Genomic DNA, 16328 nt, shown 5'->3' with positions numbered 1-16328 from the left:
TAGGAACATTATGGAACCAATGGTTGTCATTGCAGCACGTGCTGCTGAGAAAGTCGGCGCTGAACTTCTTAAAGCGCATCAAAATCGTCATAAAATTGAGCTTGATATCGAATCAAAGGGTTTAGAAGGTCTAGTAACTAAGGTTGACCGCTTTAGTGAAGAGTTGACCATTGAGACATTAAAGTACAATTATCCAAACCACTCCTTTTTGGGCGAAGAGTTTGGTATGCAAGAAGGTCAAGGTAGCGACAGTGAATGGTGCTGGATCATTGATCCTCTAGATGGTACTCATAATTTTGTGCATGGTGTGCCTCACTTTTGTATTTCAATCGCTGTACAGCACAATGGTGTGACTGAACACGGAGTTATCTATGACCCAGTTCGTGACGAGATGTTTTCAGCCAGTCGTGGTAAAGGGGCGCGTTTAAACCAACGCCGCTTGCAAGTTAGTCAACGTAAAACTATTGAGGGAGGCTTGTTTACAACGGGTCATCCTTTGGAACGTCAAGAAGGCGATAAAGTGGTGTCTTATGCTAAAGAGCACTTTGCTACGTTACAGAAGATTGCAGAAGAAGGTGGCCAAGTGCGTCGTCTCGGCTCTGCTGCCCTAGACTTGGCATATGTGGCAGCTGGTCGATTTGATGGTTACTTTGAGATGAAGCTTAAGCCATGGGATATTGCGGCGGGCGAGCTTATCGTTAATGAGGCGCGTGGAGTAGTTGTTGATCATAATGGTGCCCCTAAAGCCATGGAAACAGGCTCTATTTTTGCTTGTAACGTCAAGCTATTAAAACCATTAATGAAGATGGTCGTTCCAACGTGGGGTAACGCTGTTCGCGGTTAAAGGTTAGCTTTAGCGGCACGATATCTGTATCAAATAAAAAAAGTCAGCCATTTAGGCTGACTTTTTTATGCCAAATTAAGACATTAACCTATCGAGAAGGACGGGTGCCAACGCAACAGATAGAAGGGTTGACAAGTTTGACACCGAGTTCGTCAATGTTATTACGACGATAGCTTATTATATAAAAGCACTTATTCACGCTTTAACGATAGCTTAAATCAACTGCTTCCTATTTCTAATGTACATAAACACCACAAACCCTAAAGCAATCCAAAATGCTAAACTAAAGTAGGATGGTAAGGAGATGTTTGAATCAAATATAGGGGTTAGTAGAAACACTAAGAATGCTGCCGATACCAGCATACCAAGGCAACTTATGATAACGTCCTTACGACCCTCTGCAATCTTATAAGCACACAAACACGTCATAAAGTATGCGACAGAGGCACCGATCGACGACAAGTCAACAAACCAAAGTAGGGCAGTACGACCAAAGAAGGGCACAATGATAGCGCACGCCCCGATAAAGTAGATGACCCATCTTGGAATAGTGCCATTACCTGTCTTTAAAGCACCCTCACGTTTACCCACACTGTAATCATCACTCATGGTATCTACCAGTCGGCTTGAACTAATAAAAAAACCATTTAGCCCGGAAACCACAGCGCCAAACATAGCAATTGCCAAGAAATAGAAAATACCTTTGCCTACTAAATTTTTAACCGCTTCGCCAGTTGCCCATGCAGAGTCAGTAAGCGCATCACTGGGGATGCCTAGCGCGGTTACTACATTTAACACATTGTAAATCACTGCACCAATAACTATCGCTAGCATGGTAATTCTAGAGACGGATTTTGAAGATAAATTATGGTCACCAGACATCTGTGCAACCGCATCAAAGCCGATAAATGCCCAAGGTGCAAAGGCGATAATCCGTACAATTGATGAGGTATTTAGCTCCCCCCAATTAGAGTCTAAGCTTTGCATCTGAGTGCTTCCGATATTGAACATCGCAATGAAACCGATTAATAATAGCGAGCCAATTAATGCGAATACCAGCAGGTTTTGGGTTTTAAGCGCCCCTTTAATTCCCTTAATATTAATAAAAGTAAATAAAACAATAATGCTGATAGATACTAGAATGTCATTTAAATAGACGGGGTAGCCGGAGACGGAATAGAGAAATTGGCCTTTATTGTAAAAGGGAAAGACTGCATCCAATACCATGGGTACAGCAGTAGCGTTAAGTGGGATAATCGAAAGGTATGCAAGCAATAATCCCCAACCAGTAATAAACCCTGATTTTTTACCCAGTAATGTGGTGGCAAAACTATATTCACCGCCAGACTCAGGTACTTTGGTCATCACTTTTGAATAGCTGTTTTCGATAAATACCAGCATGATGATGGCAATCATAAAACCAATTAAGGTATTAAGCACCCCATAGTTGGGGAGGAATACATTGCCGGGAAGAATAAACGCACCCCAACCGATCACTGAACCTAATGCAATAGTAAAAATTTCCTTTTTACCCATATAACTCATATACTTTTCCCTTATTGGCAACGATTAGAATTTATCTTAACTAAACACTACTGTTTTATTACCAGAGACAATCACTCGGTTTTGTACATGCCAATTCACCGCCCGTGCTAATACATTGCGCTCGACATCACGGCCAATGGCACGCAGTTCAGTGACCCCTTGACGGTGGGTGACTCGGTGTACATCTTGCTCGATAATAGGGCCTTGGTCTAAGTCAGCGGTCACATAATGAGCCGTGGCTCCAATCAGTTTTACCCCCTTATCAAACGCCTGACGATAGGGGTCAGCACCAACGAACGCGGGTAAGAAAGAGTGATGAATATTGATAATCTTCATCGGCCAGCGATTGACAAAGTCTTCTGACAAAATCTGCATATAGCGGGCTAGCACCAACAAATCATTGCCCGCCATGATTTCATGAATGTCTGCTTCAGCCTCTGCTTTATTGTCTTTGGTTACTGGAACGTGATAAAACTCAATACCAAAGTTCTCAACCGCTTGACGTAAGTCATTGTGATTACTCACTACGCAAGTAATATCACAGTCTAACAATCCACGTTGATGACGCCACAATAGATCTAGCAATGCATGGTCAAACTTAGACACCAAAATACCGACTTTGGTTTTGATAGCATTGTCATGCAATCGCCAGTCCATATCATAACGTTTAGCAACCGTATGGGCAAAGCTTGCCTCAAAGTTGTCGATTATTTCACTCAGTCCTGATAATGCAAACTCCAGACGCATAAAGTATTGACCGCCTTCATGAGCCGTAGAGTATTGATCTAGAGTAATGATATTTGCCCCATAGCGATGTATAAATTCTGATACAGCTTGCACTATACCCGCTTTATCTCGGCATTTAATGAGTAGGGTAGCGGTGTCGATGGCAGAATTTTTTGCGCTGTGAGAATGCGTTGAGTTTAGCTGTGGTTTATCTGACATGATGACCTTGTTATTTAAATGAGCATGATATCAAAGGGTTTTATGGTAACTAGAAATTTTAAAAGTTTTAGTTACCATAATTATGCACTTATTTTATATCAAATCTTATATCCACATAGTTAAAACATCTACTTAATTGATGTATTGCATTAGCTATTATACCTACAACCAAAAATTAATCTTAGCTCTCTCATCAAAAGCTACAGAAAAATATGGATATGGTAAATATGCAGCGTGATATCAGGGGTATGTAGGAGTAGGGGGAGCAACGTAGTTAGTAGCATCTTTAATAAGCTAAGTTGCCATTTTGGCGGTTTGCGGTGGTTTTGGTTGTCTTGAGTGGGTTTGGTGATTTGTTTAGACTTTGTCATGTTTCTAACTCCTTATAGGATAGTTAACTACCGTGGCGGTGTGCGACAGTTACATGACAGAGTTTAGGAGAAAGCAGTGACTTAGACACCCCAACTGGGGTAAGGTTATACCCTAAATGAGGTGTGTATTTTATTTGGGGTAATAGCTATTAATATTCAACGTTTCTTTTTAGCATTATCAAGAGCATCATTAGCTAAGCCAAAACGAGTTTCTAAGGTAGTTTCACCTTGTCCATAGATTCTTTTCTCCAAAATATCTCCAATTATTGCGGCTTGGCTTTGATAGAGAGGTTTATTTGGTTTGCCCTTAGCATCAAAGCCTTTCGATGTTTTAAGAAGTTCTAGCAATATACCTATAGTGATTAAAAAGCTTTTTTCGGTTCTATCATTTATAGTGGATATTTCAGGATTAGTCGCTATTTCAAGCTCTCTTTCTAACTCTTTAACTTTCAAATCTTTCTTTCTTAATGTCTTAATCAAACCTTGAATGCGTTTAATCATTTCATCAGGCGTATTGACTGGGTGTGTATCTTCATAAAATGCTATGTCATGGCTAAATATCTCGTAAGATTGCTTTAATCGTTCTTCATGAGGTAAACTTTTGTCAGTCATATCAATTCGTTTACCAAAGGGAATGTTAACAACCTGAGTTCTATTTTTTTTAGCTTTCGCAAGTTCTGCTTCAAGCTCAGCTATACGTTTTTTTTGTCGCTCGTTATCGATATCTAAATTCTTTATATCATTTATCTTAGTAGAATGACTTATAGTTTTTTGATTTTTAGGATTATAGCTAATTCCACTTAAGTGGTTTGGGGGTGGAGGGGCTGACGATTGAATTGGCTTGTGTTTATAATCCTCTAATATAGAAAGGTTGAATTTTTTTATGGGCTCAAACTTTGCTAAATCAGATTTCAGGAAATAAGTAAAATCTCTCTTATCACTATGAAGAACGTTATAGGTAGCAAGTGCTCCTCCGTTGGGTAATACTTCTTCTGCTGATGAAAAGTTATAGTAACTATCTCTATAGAAAACACTAACTAACTCATCGAAACCATGAGCCATCAAGTACGCTATTACTTCATCAACTGGACTCTTACTTATTTCTGATAAAACTCTCAGAAAATCGTCCACTAAAATAAAGTCCTTTTCACGCTCTTTCAATTCATCTAATAAAGTTCCCACAATCACACCTTTACACACCCTTAAACCATTAAAAAAGATGCAAGGCGGTGACTGCTTAAAGGTGTGAAAATGACAGTCGTTCGAGTAATTAATCCTAGCCTTGCAAAACGGTACAACGGTCTAAACCAACCCTTCAATTTTATCGATTTTTTGCATTAGCACATGCCTTAAGGTTAGTGTAGCAATGATATTCATATAATGCTTAATATCATCCATCGCTAGTGTGCGCTCTTGATGGTCTTTAAGCCATTTTTTAGCGGGCTGGTAGCCACCGATATAAAACTCCCAAGCGATTAACGGTACATTGTCAAAATACTGCTTATCCTTAATCCATACCTTGCCGATACTGACATTATCTTTTAGCGGCTCAAAACCAATATTGGTCTTGGTCATCCTACGAGTATTATAGTTAGGTAGTGATTGAGTAATTGCTTGATAGTAGCAATATTAGGAAACCACTACTAGCCACAACTTTATAATTTATATTGTAGCAGGCGAGCCTTACTCATTTATACAAGGAGTTAACGAATTAACTCATCACTATGTAATAAGTTCATTAGGTTTTGATTAATAAAGAGCTTCTCTTTACCGACCTTTTTATCTGTTAATATTCCAATATCCACTAGTGTTTTTAGATAACTACTAGCAGTTTGACGCTTAGCAATATCTCTATCGACAAGATTGCTAATTCGGCAATAGGGCATCTCAAAGATTATATTGACCAATTCATGGCTATAAATATTGTTGGCTTTTTCTTTTATTAGCAGACTGGTATTAGCATGTAACTCTTTAATGGCTAATATTTTATCTGTCGTCCATTCGCTTGTTTCTCGGACTGCGTTTAGCATATAAATAAGCCATGTCTCCCAGTCCTGACGTTCTGTGACACCCTTTAACCCATTATAGTAACCTGCTTTGTTATTGATGATATATCGGCTCAAATATAATATCGGTAAATCGAGTAATTGTTTTTCGATTAAATATAAAATATTTATTACTCTACCTGTACGGCCGTTACCATCGAAAAAGGGGTGTATCGCCTCAAATTGATAATGAGCGACGGCCATTTTTACCAAAGGGTCTAAATCATCATCGCTATGTAAAAAATTTTCCCAGTTATCTAATAAATCTTGGATGGATTTAGGGTTGTCTGGTGGCGTATAAATAACTTCGCCAAAGCTATTTTGTAAAACAGTTCCTTTATTGTTGCGAATATTAAGGTTTGTTCCCTTAATAGTTTGGCAAACTTGAAGGGCAGTTAGGCTGGTAAGAGGCCGGTTCCTAATAGCATTTATACCGTCGTATAAAGCAGTCCGATAACGTAAGGCCTCTTTAGTTGCATGATCAGCAACGTTGTCATCATAAGCATATTGGAACAGCTTATCTTTGGTCGTTACTATGTTCTCAATCTCACTACTACTTTGAGCTTCTAGTATTGGAATAATATTAATAAGCATCGCTTGGTTGGGTATCAATTTACCTGCCTGTTTTAGACCTGCCAGTGCAGTACGTGCTTCGATGCAGAGTTTTAGAACGAGTTTGGTTTCAAGTTCATGATTAGGAGGTAGGTAGGGTAAGTCATTATAAGGTTCTTCAGCCTGCCAGTTTGTATTAACTTGCATGGTCTATCTCTCATGTTTATAAAAGAAGAAATTTTAAACATGATACCACTTATATGTCGATTGCATAAACATGACATTTAGCTCATGTCGATAAAATCGCAAAACGTAAACATGACATCACTAACATGTCGATTGCATAAGCATGACATTTAACTCATGTCGATAAAACTTTAAAACGTAAGCATATTAAACTATTAAATTAAATAAATGTGGAAAGCTAACCTAACATAGGCTTACATAGCGTCCTTATTCGTTGCACATTTTAGACCTAAGATGGTTATCAAGTTAAAGGATAAAACGTAATCTTTAACTTTAAACCAAACGTTTTAACTAAACTATTAAAAGGTATTGAAATGAAAAACACAATAATGAAGTCAAAGGTAAAATCGACAATTTTAACATTAGGCTTAGTATTGGCAGCAACAGGCGTTAATGCAGCTTCAAGCCAGGCGCACGACCATAACGACCAAGAGCGTGGACAACCGCCTTCAGCTACTGAGATATTTGCTAAATTGGATGCCAATAAGGACAGCAAACTATCACAAAGTGAAGTTAAAGGCCCTTTAAGCCGACATTTTACGCAAGTAGATAGCAATAACGACGGTTATATTACCCAAGCTGAATTAGAGGCCAATAAACCTAGCGGACACATGAAGCGTGGCGGACAACGACATGGTCAACCGCCATCAGCAACTGAAATATTTGCTAAGATGGATGCCAATAAGGACAACAAACTATCTCAAAGTGAAGTCAAAGGTCCTTTAAGCAGACATTTTGCACAAGTAGACAGTAATAACGAAGGTTATATTACCCAAGCAGAATTGGAAAATGCACCAAAACCTGAACGTCAAAGACGCGGCTAGGTTGCATAGTTGATATTACGACAATAGCAATCTTATCTTGTTACAATAAAACTCAGACTAATACTTTAGTCTGAGTTTTTGGGTTAATACATCATTCAGCAAACTTTATAATAAGATAATGAAACCTAACTTGGTATTAACATGGTCAAAAAGCTAAAAAAACTTACTGACTTTTCTGCGTCATTATCTATCCAGAGGCGATTGCAATTATACTTTGTATGCTTTGCCATGTTTTTACTGTTGACTACAACAGCATTAGTCAATTACCGAGTTCAATCTGATTTTACAACCTATCTTAATGCTGAAAAACGTCAAAGTTTGGATACGTTAGCTGAAAACGTGCAGCAAAATTATGCAACCGACCCTGTTAAGTGGCAAGAGTTTATCAGTCAGCCTGATCTATATATAACAGCAATAAACGATGCCTTTGCCCATTTTACAAGGCAAGATTTTATCAATGAACCAAACAGACCTTTACCTCCACAATTAGGTAGGCCATCCCTAGATAGGGGCGAAAAGCGTACACCAGAACGTTTAGAGGTTAGAGGCGAGCCGAATAATTTGGCTAATCAACCAGACTTTTTACCTCCGTCACCCCTCCCAGACCAAGCGCCACAACGTCGCCCTAATAAACCGCCGATTATACCCGTATCGCTGGTAGATAATGAGAACAATTTAATATTCGGCCGTAGTATCGGTAGTAGTGATACACATTTTCTAAGCCCCGTAACAGACAGCTCTGGTGAAGTTATCGCCACGTTTGCTTTACCAAAAAATAGTGAATTTAGTAGCCTACAGCAGCAAGCTTATTTGGCCTCTTTTAAACGTACATTATGGATTATATTGGCGCTTGGCATCGTATTTAGTTTCTTGTTAGCAAAGTATTTAGCAAACACATTTACCCAGCCAATAAAAAATTTAAATCAGGCCACTCAAGCACTTAAAAATAGAGATTTCCAAACCCGCATTCCTGTTGTTAGTCACGATGAGCTTGGGCAGCTTAGCCAATCATTTAATCAAATGGCGCATAAGCTGGCAACTTTTGATGAACAAAAAAGGCTATGGATGGGCAGTATATCGCATGATTTACGCACACCTGTTGCCGTACTAAAAGCAGAGGTTGAGTCAATGCTAGATGGCATTAAGCAACTTGATAACGAGTCACTTGAGTCGTTGCAGCAGGAAATTAACAGCTTAACGACGATGCTTGATGACTTTCATCACGCAGCAATGAGTGATATCAGAAATCCTCTAAAAGATTTAGCTCAAAATGACTTAGATAGTGACGTTACAAACTCGTTATTAAGTACTGATGAGCCAAATACCAATAATGTGCAAGGTCGAATGAATAATAAACCTTCTCAACGTTTAAACCCTAAACCATCACTAATACAACTGGCTAAACGTAGTGAACAGGCCATTACCAATGTCGGTTTGAGTTTGTCTACTAAGTGGCACAATAAAGAGGTAGACGTATTGTTGTCACAATTGGCGTTGACTAAGATTTGGCAAAATTTACTGCAAAACTCATTACGTTATACCGACAGTACGCCAAAGCAAAAAGGCAGCATAACAATAGAGACTACTGTTAAAAACGATAGGCTGATACTGACCTGGGAAGATAGTGCGCCTAGCGTGCCGACAGAGCTCTTACCTAGGTTATCAGAGCCGTTGTTTCGAGTAGAAAAAAGCCGTAATCGGCAGTTTGCCGGTAGCGGTTTGGGACTGTCAATTGTCAATGATATTGTAACCGGTGCCGGTGGTCGTGTTGACTTTAAACACTCTAGTTTGGGCGGATTAAAGGTGGTTATCATTTTGTCCATAGCGAAATAATTTAAATGCAGTCGAGAAAACCATATGTCAAAAAAGAAGGTGTCAAAACATAAAGTTTTAATCATAGAAGATGAGGTGAAGCTTGCCATAGTGTTGCAAGACTATCTACGTGCGAGTGATTATGATTGTCGACTGGTACATGATGGTGCCAAGGCAGAAGAAGCGATAGACAGCTACCAACCAGATTTGATTATTTTAGATTTAAGCTTGCCCTCAGTAGATGGCAATGATATTTGCAAACAAGCCCGTTCGCAAAATTATAATATGCCTATCTTGATTACCACCGCAAGAGTTGCTGAAAATGATCTAATTACTGGGTTAGAGATAGGTGCTGATGATTATTTGCGTAAGCCTTATAGCCCTAAAGAGGTAGTAGCTAGGGTCAATGCCTTGATACGTCGACAACAACACTATTCACAAGCGAGTGTTCATTTTGACTCCCCAACCTTAGACGATGATTTACTAGAGTTTAAATATCAGGACAAAAGCATCGCCTTGTCAAAGGTCGAGGTTTCATTATTAATACCGATGATAGACAACCCAAAGAGGGTCTATAGCCGTGATCAGCTTATGGACAATATGTATGATGATTTCCATATTGTCAATGATCGTACGATTGACAGTCATATCAAAAAGATTCGTTCTAAGCTGGCGGGTGTCTGGCCAGATATCCAGTTTATTCATTCAGTCTATGGAGCAGGCTATATGTTTGATGTGAAAATAGATGGTTTAGCGCATTAACCAAAGACCTAGTCTCACTTATCAATATTGGTATTGCTCGACATCCACCATTTAAGCGGATTTCCACGGATTAAATCGGATAACAAGGTAACTGTTAAGAGGTTCGGTTAGCTAAAAGGCAGGCAAAAAAGGGCAGACGGTCAATGACGGTCTGCCCTTCCTATAACGTGCAATCTTTTATAACGTGCAATCTTTTATAACGTGCAATATTTGGTCGGAACGGCAGGATTTGAACCTGCGACCACTACACCCCCAGTGTAGTGCGCTACCAGACTGCGCTACGCCCCGATGGATTGACTATTTTACGGATTATTAGGAATATTGCAAGTCCTAATGCCAATATAGCATCTAAAATCTACCCCAAAAGCTCTTTCAAAATCTCATTGACCTGTTTAGGATTCGCCTTACCACGGCTGGCTTTCATCACCTGACCGACTAGACCATTAAAGGCCTTCTCCTTACCACCTCTATACTCATCGACCATTGCTTGATTATTGGCAATCACTTCCTCAACCATCGCCTTTATTGCACCAGTATCGGTCTCCTGCTTCAGGCCTTTAGCTTCAATAATTTTATCCGCCGCATCATCACCGTCACCACCTTCGCCTTCATACATGGCAGTAAACACCTGCTTAGCCAGTTTACCAGACAAAGTATTGTCGTTTAAACGCTTCAACAATCCCGCTAACTGACCCTCACTAATAGGGGAGTCAGTGATGGTTTTATCATCTTTATTCAACGCCCCTAACAGCTCACCCATCATCCAGTTAGCAGTTAGTTTGGCATGCTGAGTACCGACAGATTCAAGCACCGTTTCAAAATAATCCGCAAGCTCTCGGCTATCTGTTAACACACGGGCATCATATTCTGATAAACCCAGCTCTTTCTCAAAGCGCTCACGGCGCACCACAGGCAATTCAGGCATTTTTGCACGTATTGCATCGACGGTTGCTTGCTCAATACGCACAGGCAACAGATCAGGATCAGGGAAATAGCGATAATCATCCGCATCTTCCTTAGTCCGCATAATACGCGTTTCATCCATTTCTGGATCGTACAACATCGTCGCTTGAATGATTGAACCACCGTCTTCAATAATATCAATCTGACGATCAATCTCACGGTTTATCGCATTTTCAATATTACGGAACGAGTTTAAGTTTTTCAGCTCAGTACGAGTCCCAAACGCATCCCCCGGTTGACGTACAGACACATTACAATCACAGCGGAACGAGCCTTCCGCCATAATCGCATCGGAGATATCAAGCCACGTGACCAGTTGATGAATCGCCTTAATATAAGCCACCGCTTCTTTTGAGGAGCGCATATCAGGCTCAGACACAATCTCAATAAGTGGCGTCCCAGCACGGTTCAAATCCACACCGGTCATGCCCGCAACCGCATCATGCACTGACTTGCCCGCATCTTCTTCCAAATGCCCACGGGTGATGCCGATACGTTTTTTATATTCGTCTTTCTCGCCCTCATTAACGATGACATCAATGTAGCCTTTACCCACGATTGGGTTTGCCATTTGCGTGATTTGATAGCCTTTTGGCAGATCAGGGTAAAAGTAATTTTTACGGTCAAACGTATTGAGTAACCCAAGCTCCGCATTCACCCCAATACCGAATTTCAAAGTACGCTCAATAAGCCCTTCATTCAATACTGGCAACACACCAGGCAAGCCCAAATCAACAATATTCGCTTGCGTATTTGGCTCATTACCAAACTTCGTTGGCGAGCTGGAAAAGATTTTACTGTCCGTATTCAACTGGCAATGAATCTCAATACCGATGACCACTTCATAGCCATCGACCAACAACTCTTTCCGCGTTTCTATCTCTCGAAATTCGTTCATACCTTTTCCCATCACTCAATGTATTAAATTTAAAATGTTACTGTAAAATATATATTTAGACTGACGCAAATTTAGATTGGTAGCGACTGGTAATCCTTTATTTGCGCTAGCTGTACAGTAATGCCAGAGTCGCAATAAATAATCCCCAGTCGCTATTAATGATTTAAATCGTGACATTTGCATAAGTCTTATTTATAAAAATTATTATCTGGAGCCAATCCTGCCATCCGCTATATCTCCCAGTCTAGGCGGGGCGGGGACACGGTTTGAGTGGTTGCTGTTGCCTCGACACCCCCTCAAAACCTAGACCCCGCAACCCGCCCAAACTGGCAGTATACCGCTACTGTCAGGGCTAAAACGCACTTGAAATTCACATTTGCGGTTCTTAACCCATATAGGGTAGGTGAGTTGCGTAGCGTGGGTGCAACGCAGTGAAACCCACGGATTAACAGAATATGCCGTGGGTTATCACCCACGCTACTGCACTAAACTGCACCTCACTCCAAAGCTACCTATATACGAAATTTCCACACCTAATATTGTTGCGTAGCGTGGGTGCAACGCAGTGAAACCCACGTATTAACAGAATAAGTCGTGGGTTATCATCCACGCTACGCTCTAAGCCCCAGACTGCGCAACAGGCGACAACTTCGTATGATAATCAGTATATTGTTGGAACAAATGAGCCGTTGATAATAATTTACTATCATCCCAATGATTACCGATCAATTGTAGTCCAACGGGTAAACCAGATTCAGTGAATCCCGCAGGCATACTAATAGCAGGCAGACCGGCTAAGTTGACACCAATGGTATAGACGTCACCTAAATACATCGCGACAGGGTCAAGAGCTTCACCCAGCTTATAAGCGGCAGTCGGTGCTGTCGGACTGGCAATGAAATCACAACTGGCAAATGCTTTGTCGAAGTCGTCCAATATTACACGGCGCACCTTTTGCGCTTTGGTATAGTAAGCATCAAAATAACCAGCGGATAGGGCATAAGTACCCATTAAAATACGGCGCTGAACCTCATCACCAAAGCCTTCAGAGCGAGAGCGAGTATACAAGTCTGCTAAGTCTTTTGGATTCTCGCAGCGATAGCCAAAGCGTACCCCATCAAAGCGAGAGAGGTTGGACGAGGCTTCAGCAGGCGCTAACATATAGTAGGTTGCTAGGGTAATTTTGGGGTCTGTAATATGTACTTCTACGATAGTCGCCCCTAAGTCTTCATATTGTTTCAGTGCTGCTCGAACTTTAGATTCAACCTCAGCATCCAATCCGTCACCGAAGTATTCCTTAGCCACACCAATGCGTAATCCAGCAAAAGGCTTGTCAGCATCGGCTTGCTCTACAGCTGATTTCATATCGCTGATATAGTTTGGTACAGGGCGATTAATTGAGGTGGCGTCACGAGGGTCATGACCTGCCATCGGATGCAATAGATAAGCACAGTCCTCAGCACTACGCCCAAAAGTGCCAGCCTGATCTAAACTCGACGCATAAGCAATCATCCCAAAGCGAGACACACGGCCATAAGTTGGCTTGATACCCGTTAAGCCACAGAATGAGGCAGGTTGACGAATAGAGCCACCCGTATCACTACCCGTCGCAAAAGGCACAAACCCTGCTGCGACGGCTGCCGCTGAGCCCCCTGAGGAGCCACCTGGCACACGATCAGTATTCCATGGGTTATGGACAGCACCATAATAGGAGCTTTCATTATCTGAGCCCATGGCGAACTCATCCATGTTTAATTTACCTAGACACACTGCCCCTGCTTCACGGATATTAGCAACGATGGTCGCATCATAAGGCGAGACAAAGTTATGTAGCATCTTTGAGCCGCTGGTAGTTAACAAACCTTTGGTACAGAATAAATCTTTGTGCGCCATAGGGATACCGAGCAAGGGTGTATTCTTAGCCGCTTCTGTATTTGCGGCACGTTTTTCATCGGCTGCTTTAGCCGCTTGTCGAGCGCCTTCGGCATCCACGGTAATAAAACTATTAATTTTAGAATCAAGCTTTTCAATACGATTTAAAAAATGTTCCGTGAGATCAATACTACTGAATTGGTGACTTTGTAAGCCATCGGCAAGCTGGGCAATAGATAAATGATGTAGGTCAGACATAAAGGCGTCCATTTAGTCGATTTAAAATGAATTTTATTGATATTACAAATATTGATATTGGCAAATATTGAAAATAGATAGTTTGATAACGTGCACGTTACTGTCGATTATTTACTATTTATTAAGTTATTATTTATTGAGTTGCTATTAATGTAGACAGGTCAATAAAGACAGGGCCTAGTCAATAACTTGAGGTACCAGATACAGTCCCTGCTCAACGGCAGGCGCAATCGATTGATTAAGCTCACGATCAATATCGGCATTAGGAATATCAGCGCGCAACTCCTGAGCAGCTTCATGCACGTTGGAGAGGGGTGTTAAATTATCAGTATCGACCTGTGCGATGGTTTGCATCATCTTTAAGATCTTATCAATATCATCTGCAAAGTGTTGCGCGGTGTCCTCATCTATAGCGAGACGGGACAGTTTGGCGACTTGTAGGATATCTGCTGTGCAAATTTGATCTTCTCGAATATCGCTTATCGAGCTTTGGTTAGTGTCTGATTTATCGGTACTCATGAATTAAATATCCTTCTTAGCATTTTTATCGTAAACCATTTATATTGTAAACAATGGTATTGAGCTTTAAAATTAAAGTTTTAAAGATTTGGCTTAAGTTAAACGTTTTAATAGGTTTTAATAGAAGGTATAAAGATGTTAAATTATATAAGCTTTTAAGTTATGTTAAAATATAACTTTTTTTTTAGAGCTTTAACACGCATAATGTCTAAAAATATGTGACGCTATTATAAAGTAACTGAAGCTTATTTTCAGGGCTTGCTTATTTAATAGCTTACTCTAGGAAGATAGATGGGGGTAACACTGTTGCTCTTTAGTTTGCCGACAACTATTGTGGTCAAACAAACTGAGCAATCAATAGTACATTAATTTGTCAGTTAATTCTCAAGGTAATGATGATTTAATCTATTATATCACTTGCAAATTAATGGTCACATAGAGGTACTATGTTACTGAAACAATCGCTAAGTTATGAAGCGTATATAAAACCTAGATAGACGCTGTAAAATCTTTTAACATGGTTAGAAACCAATTAGTTTACAATAATAGTGTGAAAATTAAGAGAATGGCATGATTTATCATCAATTAAACGCTATAATTTGTGCCACTGTATTTATAGATTAATTTATACATTAGACTTTTTGAGTTTAGCTTGTCGTCATACTTAACTTCGGTTAGAGTGTGCGCTTGTTTATGCTAGGCGATACTTCAGAATATATTTTAGTAACTTTATATTATTAACTCACTTATGAGAGCCGTTTATTGCAATGCTTATCGTTTATTTTGATTAGCGGCTCTCTTTAACTCGCAATACGCTGGAACACGATACATGAACCCGTTTGGATTTCTATCTAACAACATCGCCATTGATCTTGGTACTGCCAACACTTTGATTTTTACACCTGGAAAAGGAGTGGTTCTTGATGAGCCTACGGTTGTTGCACTACGTAGTAACCGTACTCAAAATCCAACGGTGGCCGCTGTCGGTATTGATGCAAAACAAATGTTGGGCCGTACCCCAGATAATATTACCGCAATTCGTCCTTTAAAAGATGGCGTTATCGCAGATTTTGAAGTCACTCAAAAGATGCTAAAACATTTCATCAATAAGGTTAAAGCTAGACGCTTTTTAGCTCAACCAAACGTCGTCGTATGTGTGCCTTGCAAATCGACTTTAGTAGAGCGACGGGCTATTCGAGAGGCTGTTTCATCAGCTGGTGCGAACAAAGTATTTCTTTTAGAAGAGCCAATGGCTGCTGCTATAGGGGCGGATTTGCCTGTCCATGAAGCCAGTGGCTCAATGGTAGTGGATATCGGCGGTGGTACCACTGAGATTGCCGTTATTTCCCTGTCAGGCTGTGTTTATGCGGATTCTATTCGCATTGGCGGTGATATATTTGATGAAGCGATCATCACTCATGTACGTCGTAATCATGGCTGTGTGATTGGTGAAACTACCGCTGAGCGTATTAAGCACAGTGTTGGCTCTGCCATAGATGAAGATGCTAAACTTGAAGTTGAAGTACGTGGCCGTAGTATGGCAGAAGGGGTACCAAAAACTCTGACTGTCACCTCAGAAGAAGTACAAAAGGCACTCAGTGACTCATTGACAGGTATTGTCAGTGCTGTTAAGACTGCCTTAGAACAAACGCCGCCTGAGCTGTCCTCTGATATTGCTGAGAGAGGCATAGTGTTAACGGGTGGTGGTGCCTTACTACGTAATATCGACAAACTAATCTCTAAAGAAACGGGTTTGCCAGTTACAGTGGCTGAAGATCCATTAACCTGTGTGAGTCGTGGTGGTGGTGCAGCCTTGGCTTTTATTAATAATAAAAGTCTTAATATGATTTTTGTATAGTCGATAAGTTAGTA

The 16328-nt window shown here is 40.5% G+C and carries 14 protein-coding genes and 1 tRNA gene; 5 read left to right on the top strand and 10 right to left on the bottom strand.

From position 1 onward, the window contains the following. The first annotated feature begins 10 nt into the window (after nt 1-10). Nucleotides 11-844, top strand: coding sequence for an inositol monophosphatase family protein (locus tag AC2SLT_RS02920; protein WP_486546030.1), 834 nt, complete (start codon nt 11-13; stop codon nt 842-844). Nucleotides 845-1057: 213 nt separating this feature from the next. On the opposite strand, the gene AC2SLT_RS02915 is transcribed toward AC2SLT_RS02920, so the two are convergent. The 6 genes from AC2SLT_RS02915 to fic all read right to left on the bottom strand — a co-directional run bounded on the left by AC2SLT_RS02915 (nt 1058) and on the right by fic (nt 6509). After that, the gene (locus AC2SLT_RS02915) at nt 1058-2389 is read right to left on the bottom strand and encodes an APC family permease (RefSeq protein WP_486546029.1); all 1332 of its coding nucleotides are present in this window, start codon (nt 2387-2389) and stop codon (nt 1058-1060) included. A gap of 36 nt (nt 2390-2425) precedes the next feature. Next, nucleotides 2426-3334, bottom strand: a complete 909-nt coding sequence (purU, locus tag AC2SLT_RS02910) for a formyltetrahydrofolate deformylase (RefSeq protein ID WP_486546027.1) — start codon at nt 3332-3334, stop codon at nt 2426-2428. Between the two features lie 200 nt (nt 3335-3534). Next, complete coding sequence (locus AC2SLT_RS02905; RefSeq protein ID WP_486546026.1) at nt 3535-3705, bottom strand: hypothetical protein; 171 nt, start codon at nt 3703-3705, stop codon at nt 3535-3537. Nucleotides 3706-3861: 156 nt separating this feature from the next. Continuing rightward, complete coding sequence (locus AC2SLT_RS02900) at nt 3862-4887, bottom strand: hypothetical protein (protein ID WP_486546024.1); 1026 nt, start codon at nt 4885-4887, stop codon at nt 3862-3864. A 120-nt stretch (nt 4888-5007) separates the two neighbouring features. Then, nucleotides 5008-5280 carry a type ISP restriction/modification enzyme gene (locus AC2SLT_RS02895; protein WP_486546023.1) on the bottom strand — a complete coding sequence of 91 codons (273 nt, stop codon included), beginning with the start codon at nt 5278-5280 and terminating at the stop codon, nt 5008-5010. Nucleotides 5281-5408: 128 nt separating this feature from the next. Then, nucleotides 5409-6509 carry a protein adenylyltransferase Fic gene (fic, locus tag AC2SLT_RS02890; protein WP_486546021.1) on the bottom strand — a complete coding sequence of 367 codons (1101 nt, stop codon included), beginning with the start codon at nt 6507-6509 and terminating at the stop codon, nt 5409-5411. 353 nt (nt 6510-6862) lie between these two features. Between fic and AC2SLT_RS02885 the strand changes: the two genes are divergently transcribed. From AC2SLT_RS02885 to AC2SLT_RS02875, 3 genes are all read left to right on the top strand, one after another. Further along, nucleotides 6863-7372 carry an EF-hand domain-containing protein gene (locus AC2SLT_RS02885; protein ID WP_486546019.1) on the top strand — a complete coding sequence of 170 codons (510 nt, stop codon included), beginning with the start codon at nt 6863-6865 and terminating at the stop codon, nt 7370-7372. A 228-nt stretch (nt 7373-7600) separates the two neighbouring features. Then, the gene (locus AC2SLT_RS02880; protein ID WP_486546017.1) at nt 7601-9205 is read left to right on the top strand and encodes an ATP-binding protein; all 1605 of its coding nucleotides are present in this window, start codon (nt 7601-7603) and stop codon (nt 9203-9205) included. A gap of 24 nt (nt 9206-9229) precedes the next feature. Beyond that, entirely contained in the window at nt 9230-9946 is a 717-nt protein-coding gene (locus AC2SLT_RS02875; protein ID WP_486546016.1) for a response regulator, read from the top strand. A gap of 211 nt (nt 9947-10157) precedes the next feature. Here AC2SLT_RS02875 and AC2SLT_RS02870 read toward each other — a convergent pair. The 4 genes from AC2SLT_RS02870 to gatC all read right to left on the bottom strand — a co-directional run bounded on the left by AC2SLT_RS02870 (nt 10158) and on the right by gatC (nt 14456). Beyond that, nucleotides 10158-10234, bottom strand: a tRNA-Pro gene (locus tag AC2SLT_RS02870). Between the two features lie 67 nt (nt 10235-10301). Beyond that, nucleotides 10302-11807 (bottom strand): Asp-tRNA(Asn)/Glu-tRNA(Gln) amidotransferase subunit GatB, encoded by a 1506-nt coding sequence (gene gatB, locus AC2SLT_RS02865; protein ID WP_486546014.1) that lies wholly within the window; start codon nt 11805-11807, stop codon nt 10302-10304. Between the two features lie 618 nt (nt 11808-12425). Further along, complete coding sequence (gatA, locus tag AC2SLT_RS02860) at nt 12426-13937, bottom strand: Asp-tRNA(Asn)/Glu-tRNA(Gln) amidotransferase subunit GatA (RefSeq protein ID WP_486546013.1); 1512 nt, start codon at nt 13935-13937, stop codon at nt 12426-12428. A 177-nt stretch (nt 13938-14114) separates the two neighbouring features. Continuing rightward, on the bottom strand, nt 14115-14456 hold the full coding sequence (gene gatC, locus AC2SLT_RS02855; protein WP_486546011.1) for an Asp-tRNA(Asn)/Glu-tRNA(Gln) amidotransferase subunit GatC: 342 nt from the start codon (nt 14454-14456) through the stop codon (nt 14115-14117). 829 nt (nt 14457-15285) lie between these two features. Between gatC and AC2SLT_RS02850 the strand changes: the two genes are divergently transcribed. Then, nucleotides 15286-16314 (top strand): rod shape-determining protein, encoded by a 1029-nt coding sequence (locus AC2SLT_RS02850; protein WP_486546009.1) that lies wholly within the window; start codon nt 15286-15288, stop codon nt 16312-16314. Nucleotides 16315-16328: the final 14 nt, after the last annotated feature.

It is taken from the genome of Psychrobacter sp. CX18 (genome assembly GCF_057396215.1).
This window is presented reverse-complemented; position numbering and strand designations above follow the sequence as displayed.

Bases quoted from the DNA above. Each gene is read 5' to 3' on its own strand.
- gatB (WP_486546014.1), bottom strand. From the start codon at position 11,807: ATGAACGAATTTCGAGAGATAGAAACGCGGAAAGAGTTGTTGGTCGAT.
- AC2SLT_RS02850 (WP_486546009.1), top strand. From the start codon at position 15,286: ATGAACCCGTTTGGATTTCTATCTAACAACATCGCCATTGATCTTGGT.
- purU (WP_486546027.1), bottom strand. From the start codon at position 3,334: ATGTCAGATAAACCACAGCTAAACTCAACGCATTCTCACAGCGCAAAA.
- gatA (WP_486546013.1), bottom strand. From the start codon at position 13,937: ATGTCTGACCTACATCATTTATCTATTGCCCAGCTTGCCGATGGCTTA.
- AC2SLT_RS02875 (WP_486546016.1), top strand. From the start codon at position 9,230: ATGTCAAAAAAGAAGGTGTCAAAACATAAAGTTTTAATCATAGAAGAT.
- AC2SLT_RS02915 (WP_486546029.1), bottom strand. From the start codon at position 2,389: ATGAGTTATATGGGTAAAAAGGAAATTTTTACTATTGCATTAGGTTCA.
- AC2SLT_RS02905 (WP_486546026.1), bottom strand. From the start codon at position 3,705: ATGACAAAGTCTAAACAAATCACCAAACCCACTCAAGACAACCAAAAC.
- AC2SLT_RS02920 (WP_486546030.1), top strand. From the start codon at position 11: ATGGAACCAATGGTTGTCATTGCAGCACGTGCTGCTGAGAAAGTCGGC.
- AC2SLT_RS02895 (WP_486546023.1), bottom strand. From the start codon at position 5,280: ATGACCAAGACCAATATTGGTTTTGAGCCGCTAAAAGATAATGTCAGT.
- fic (WP_486546021.1), bottom strand. From the start codon at position 6,509: ATGCAAGTTAATACAAACTGGCAGGCTGAAGAACCTTATAATGACTTA.
- AC2SLT_RS02880 (WP_486546017.1), top strand. From the start codon at position 7,601: ATGTTTTTACTGTTGACTACAACAGCATTAGTCAATTACCGAGTTCAA.
- AC2SLT_RS02885 (WP_486546019.1), top strand. From the start codon at position 6,863: ATGAAAAACACAATAATGAAGTCAAAGGTAAAATCGACAATTTTAACA.
- gatC (WP_486546011.1), bottom strand. From the start codon at position 14,456: ATGAGTACCGATAAATCAGACACTAACCAAAGCTCGATAAGCGATATT.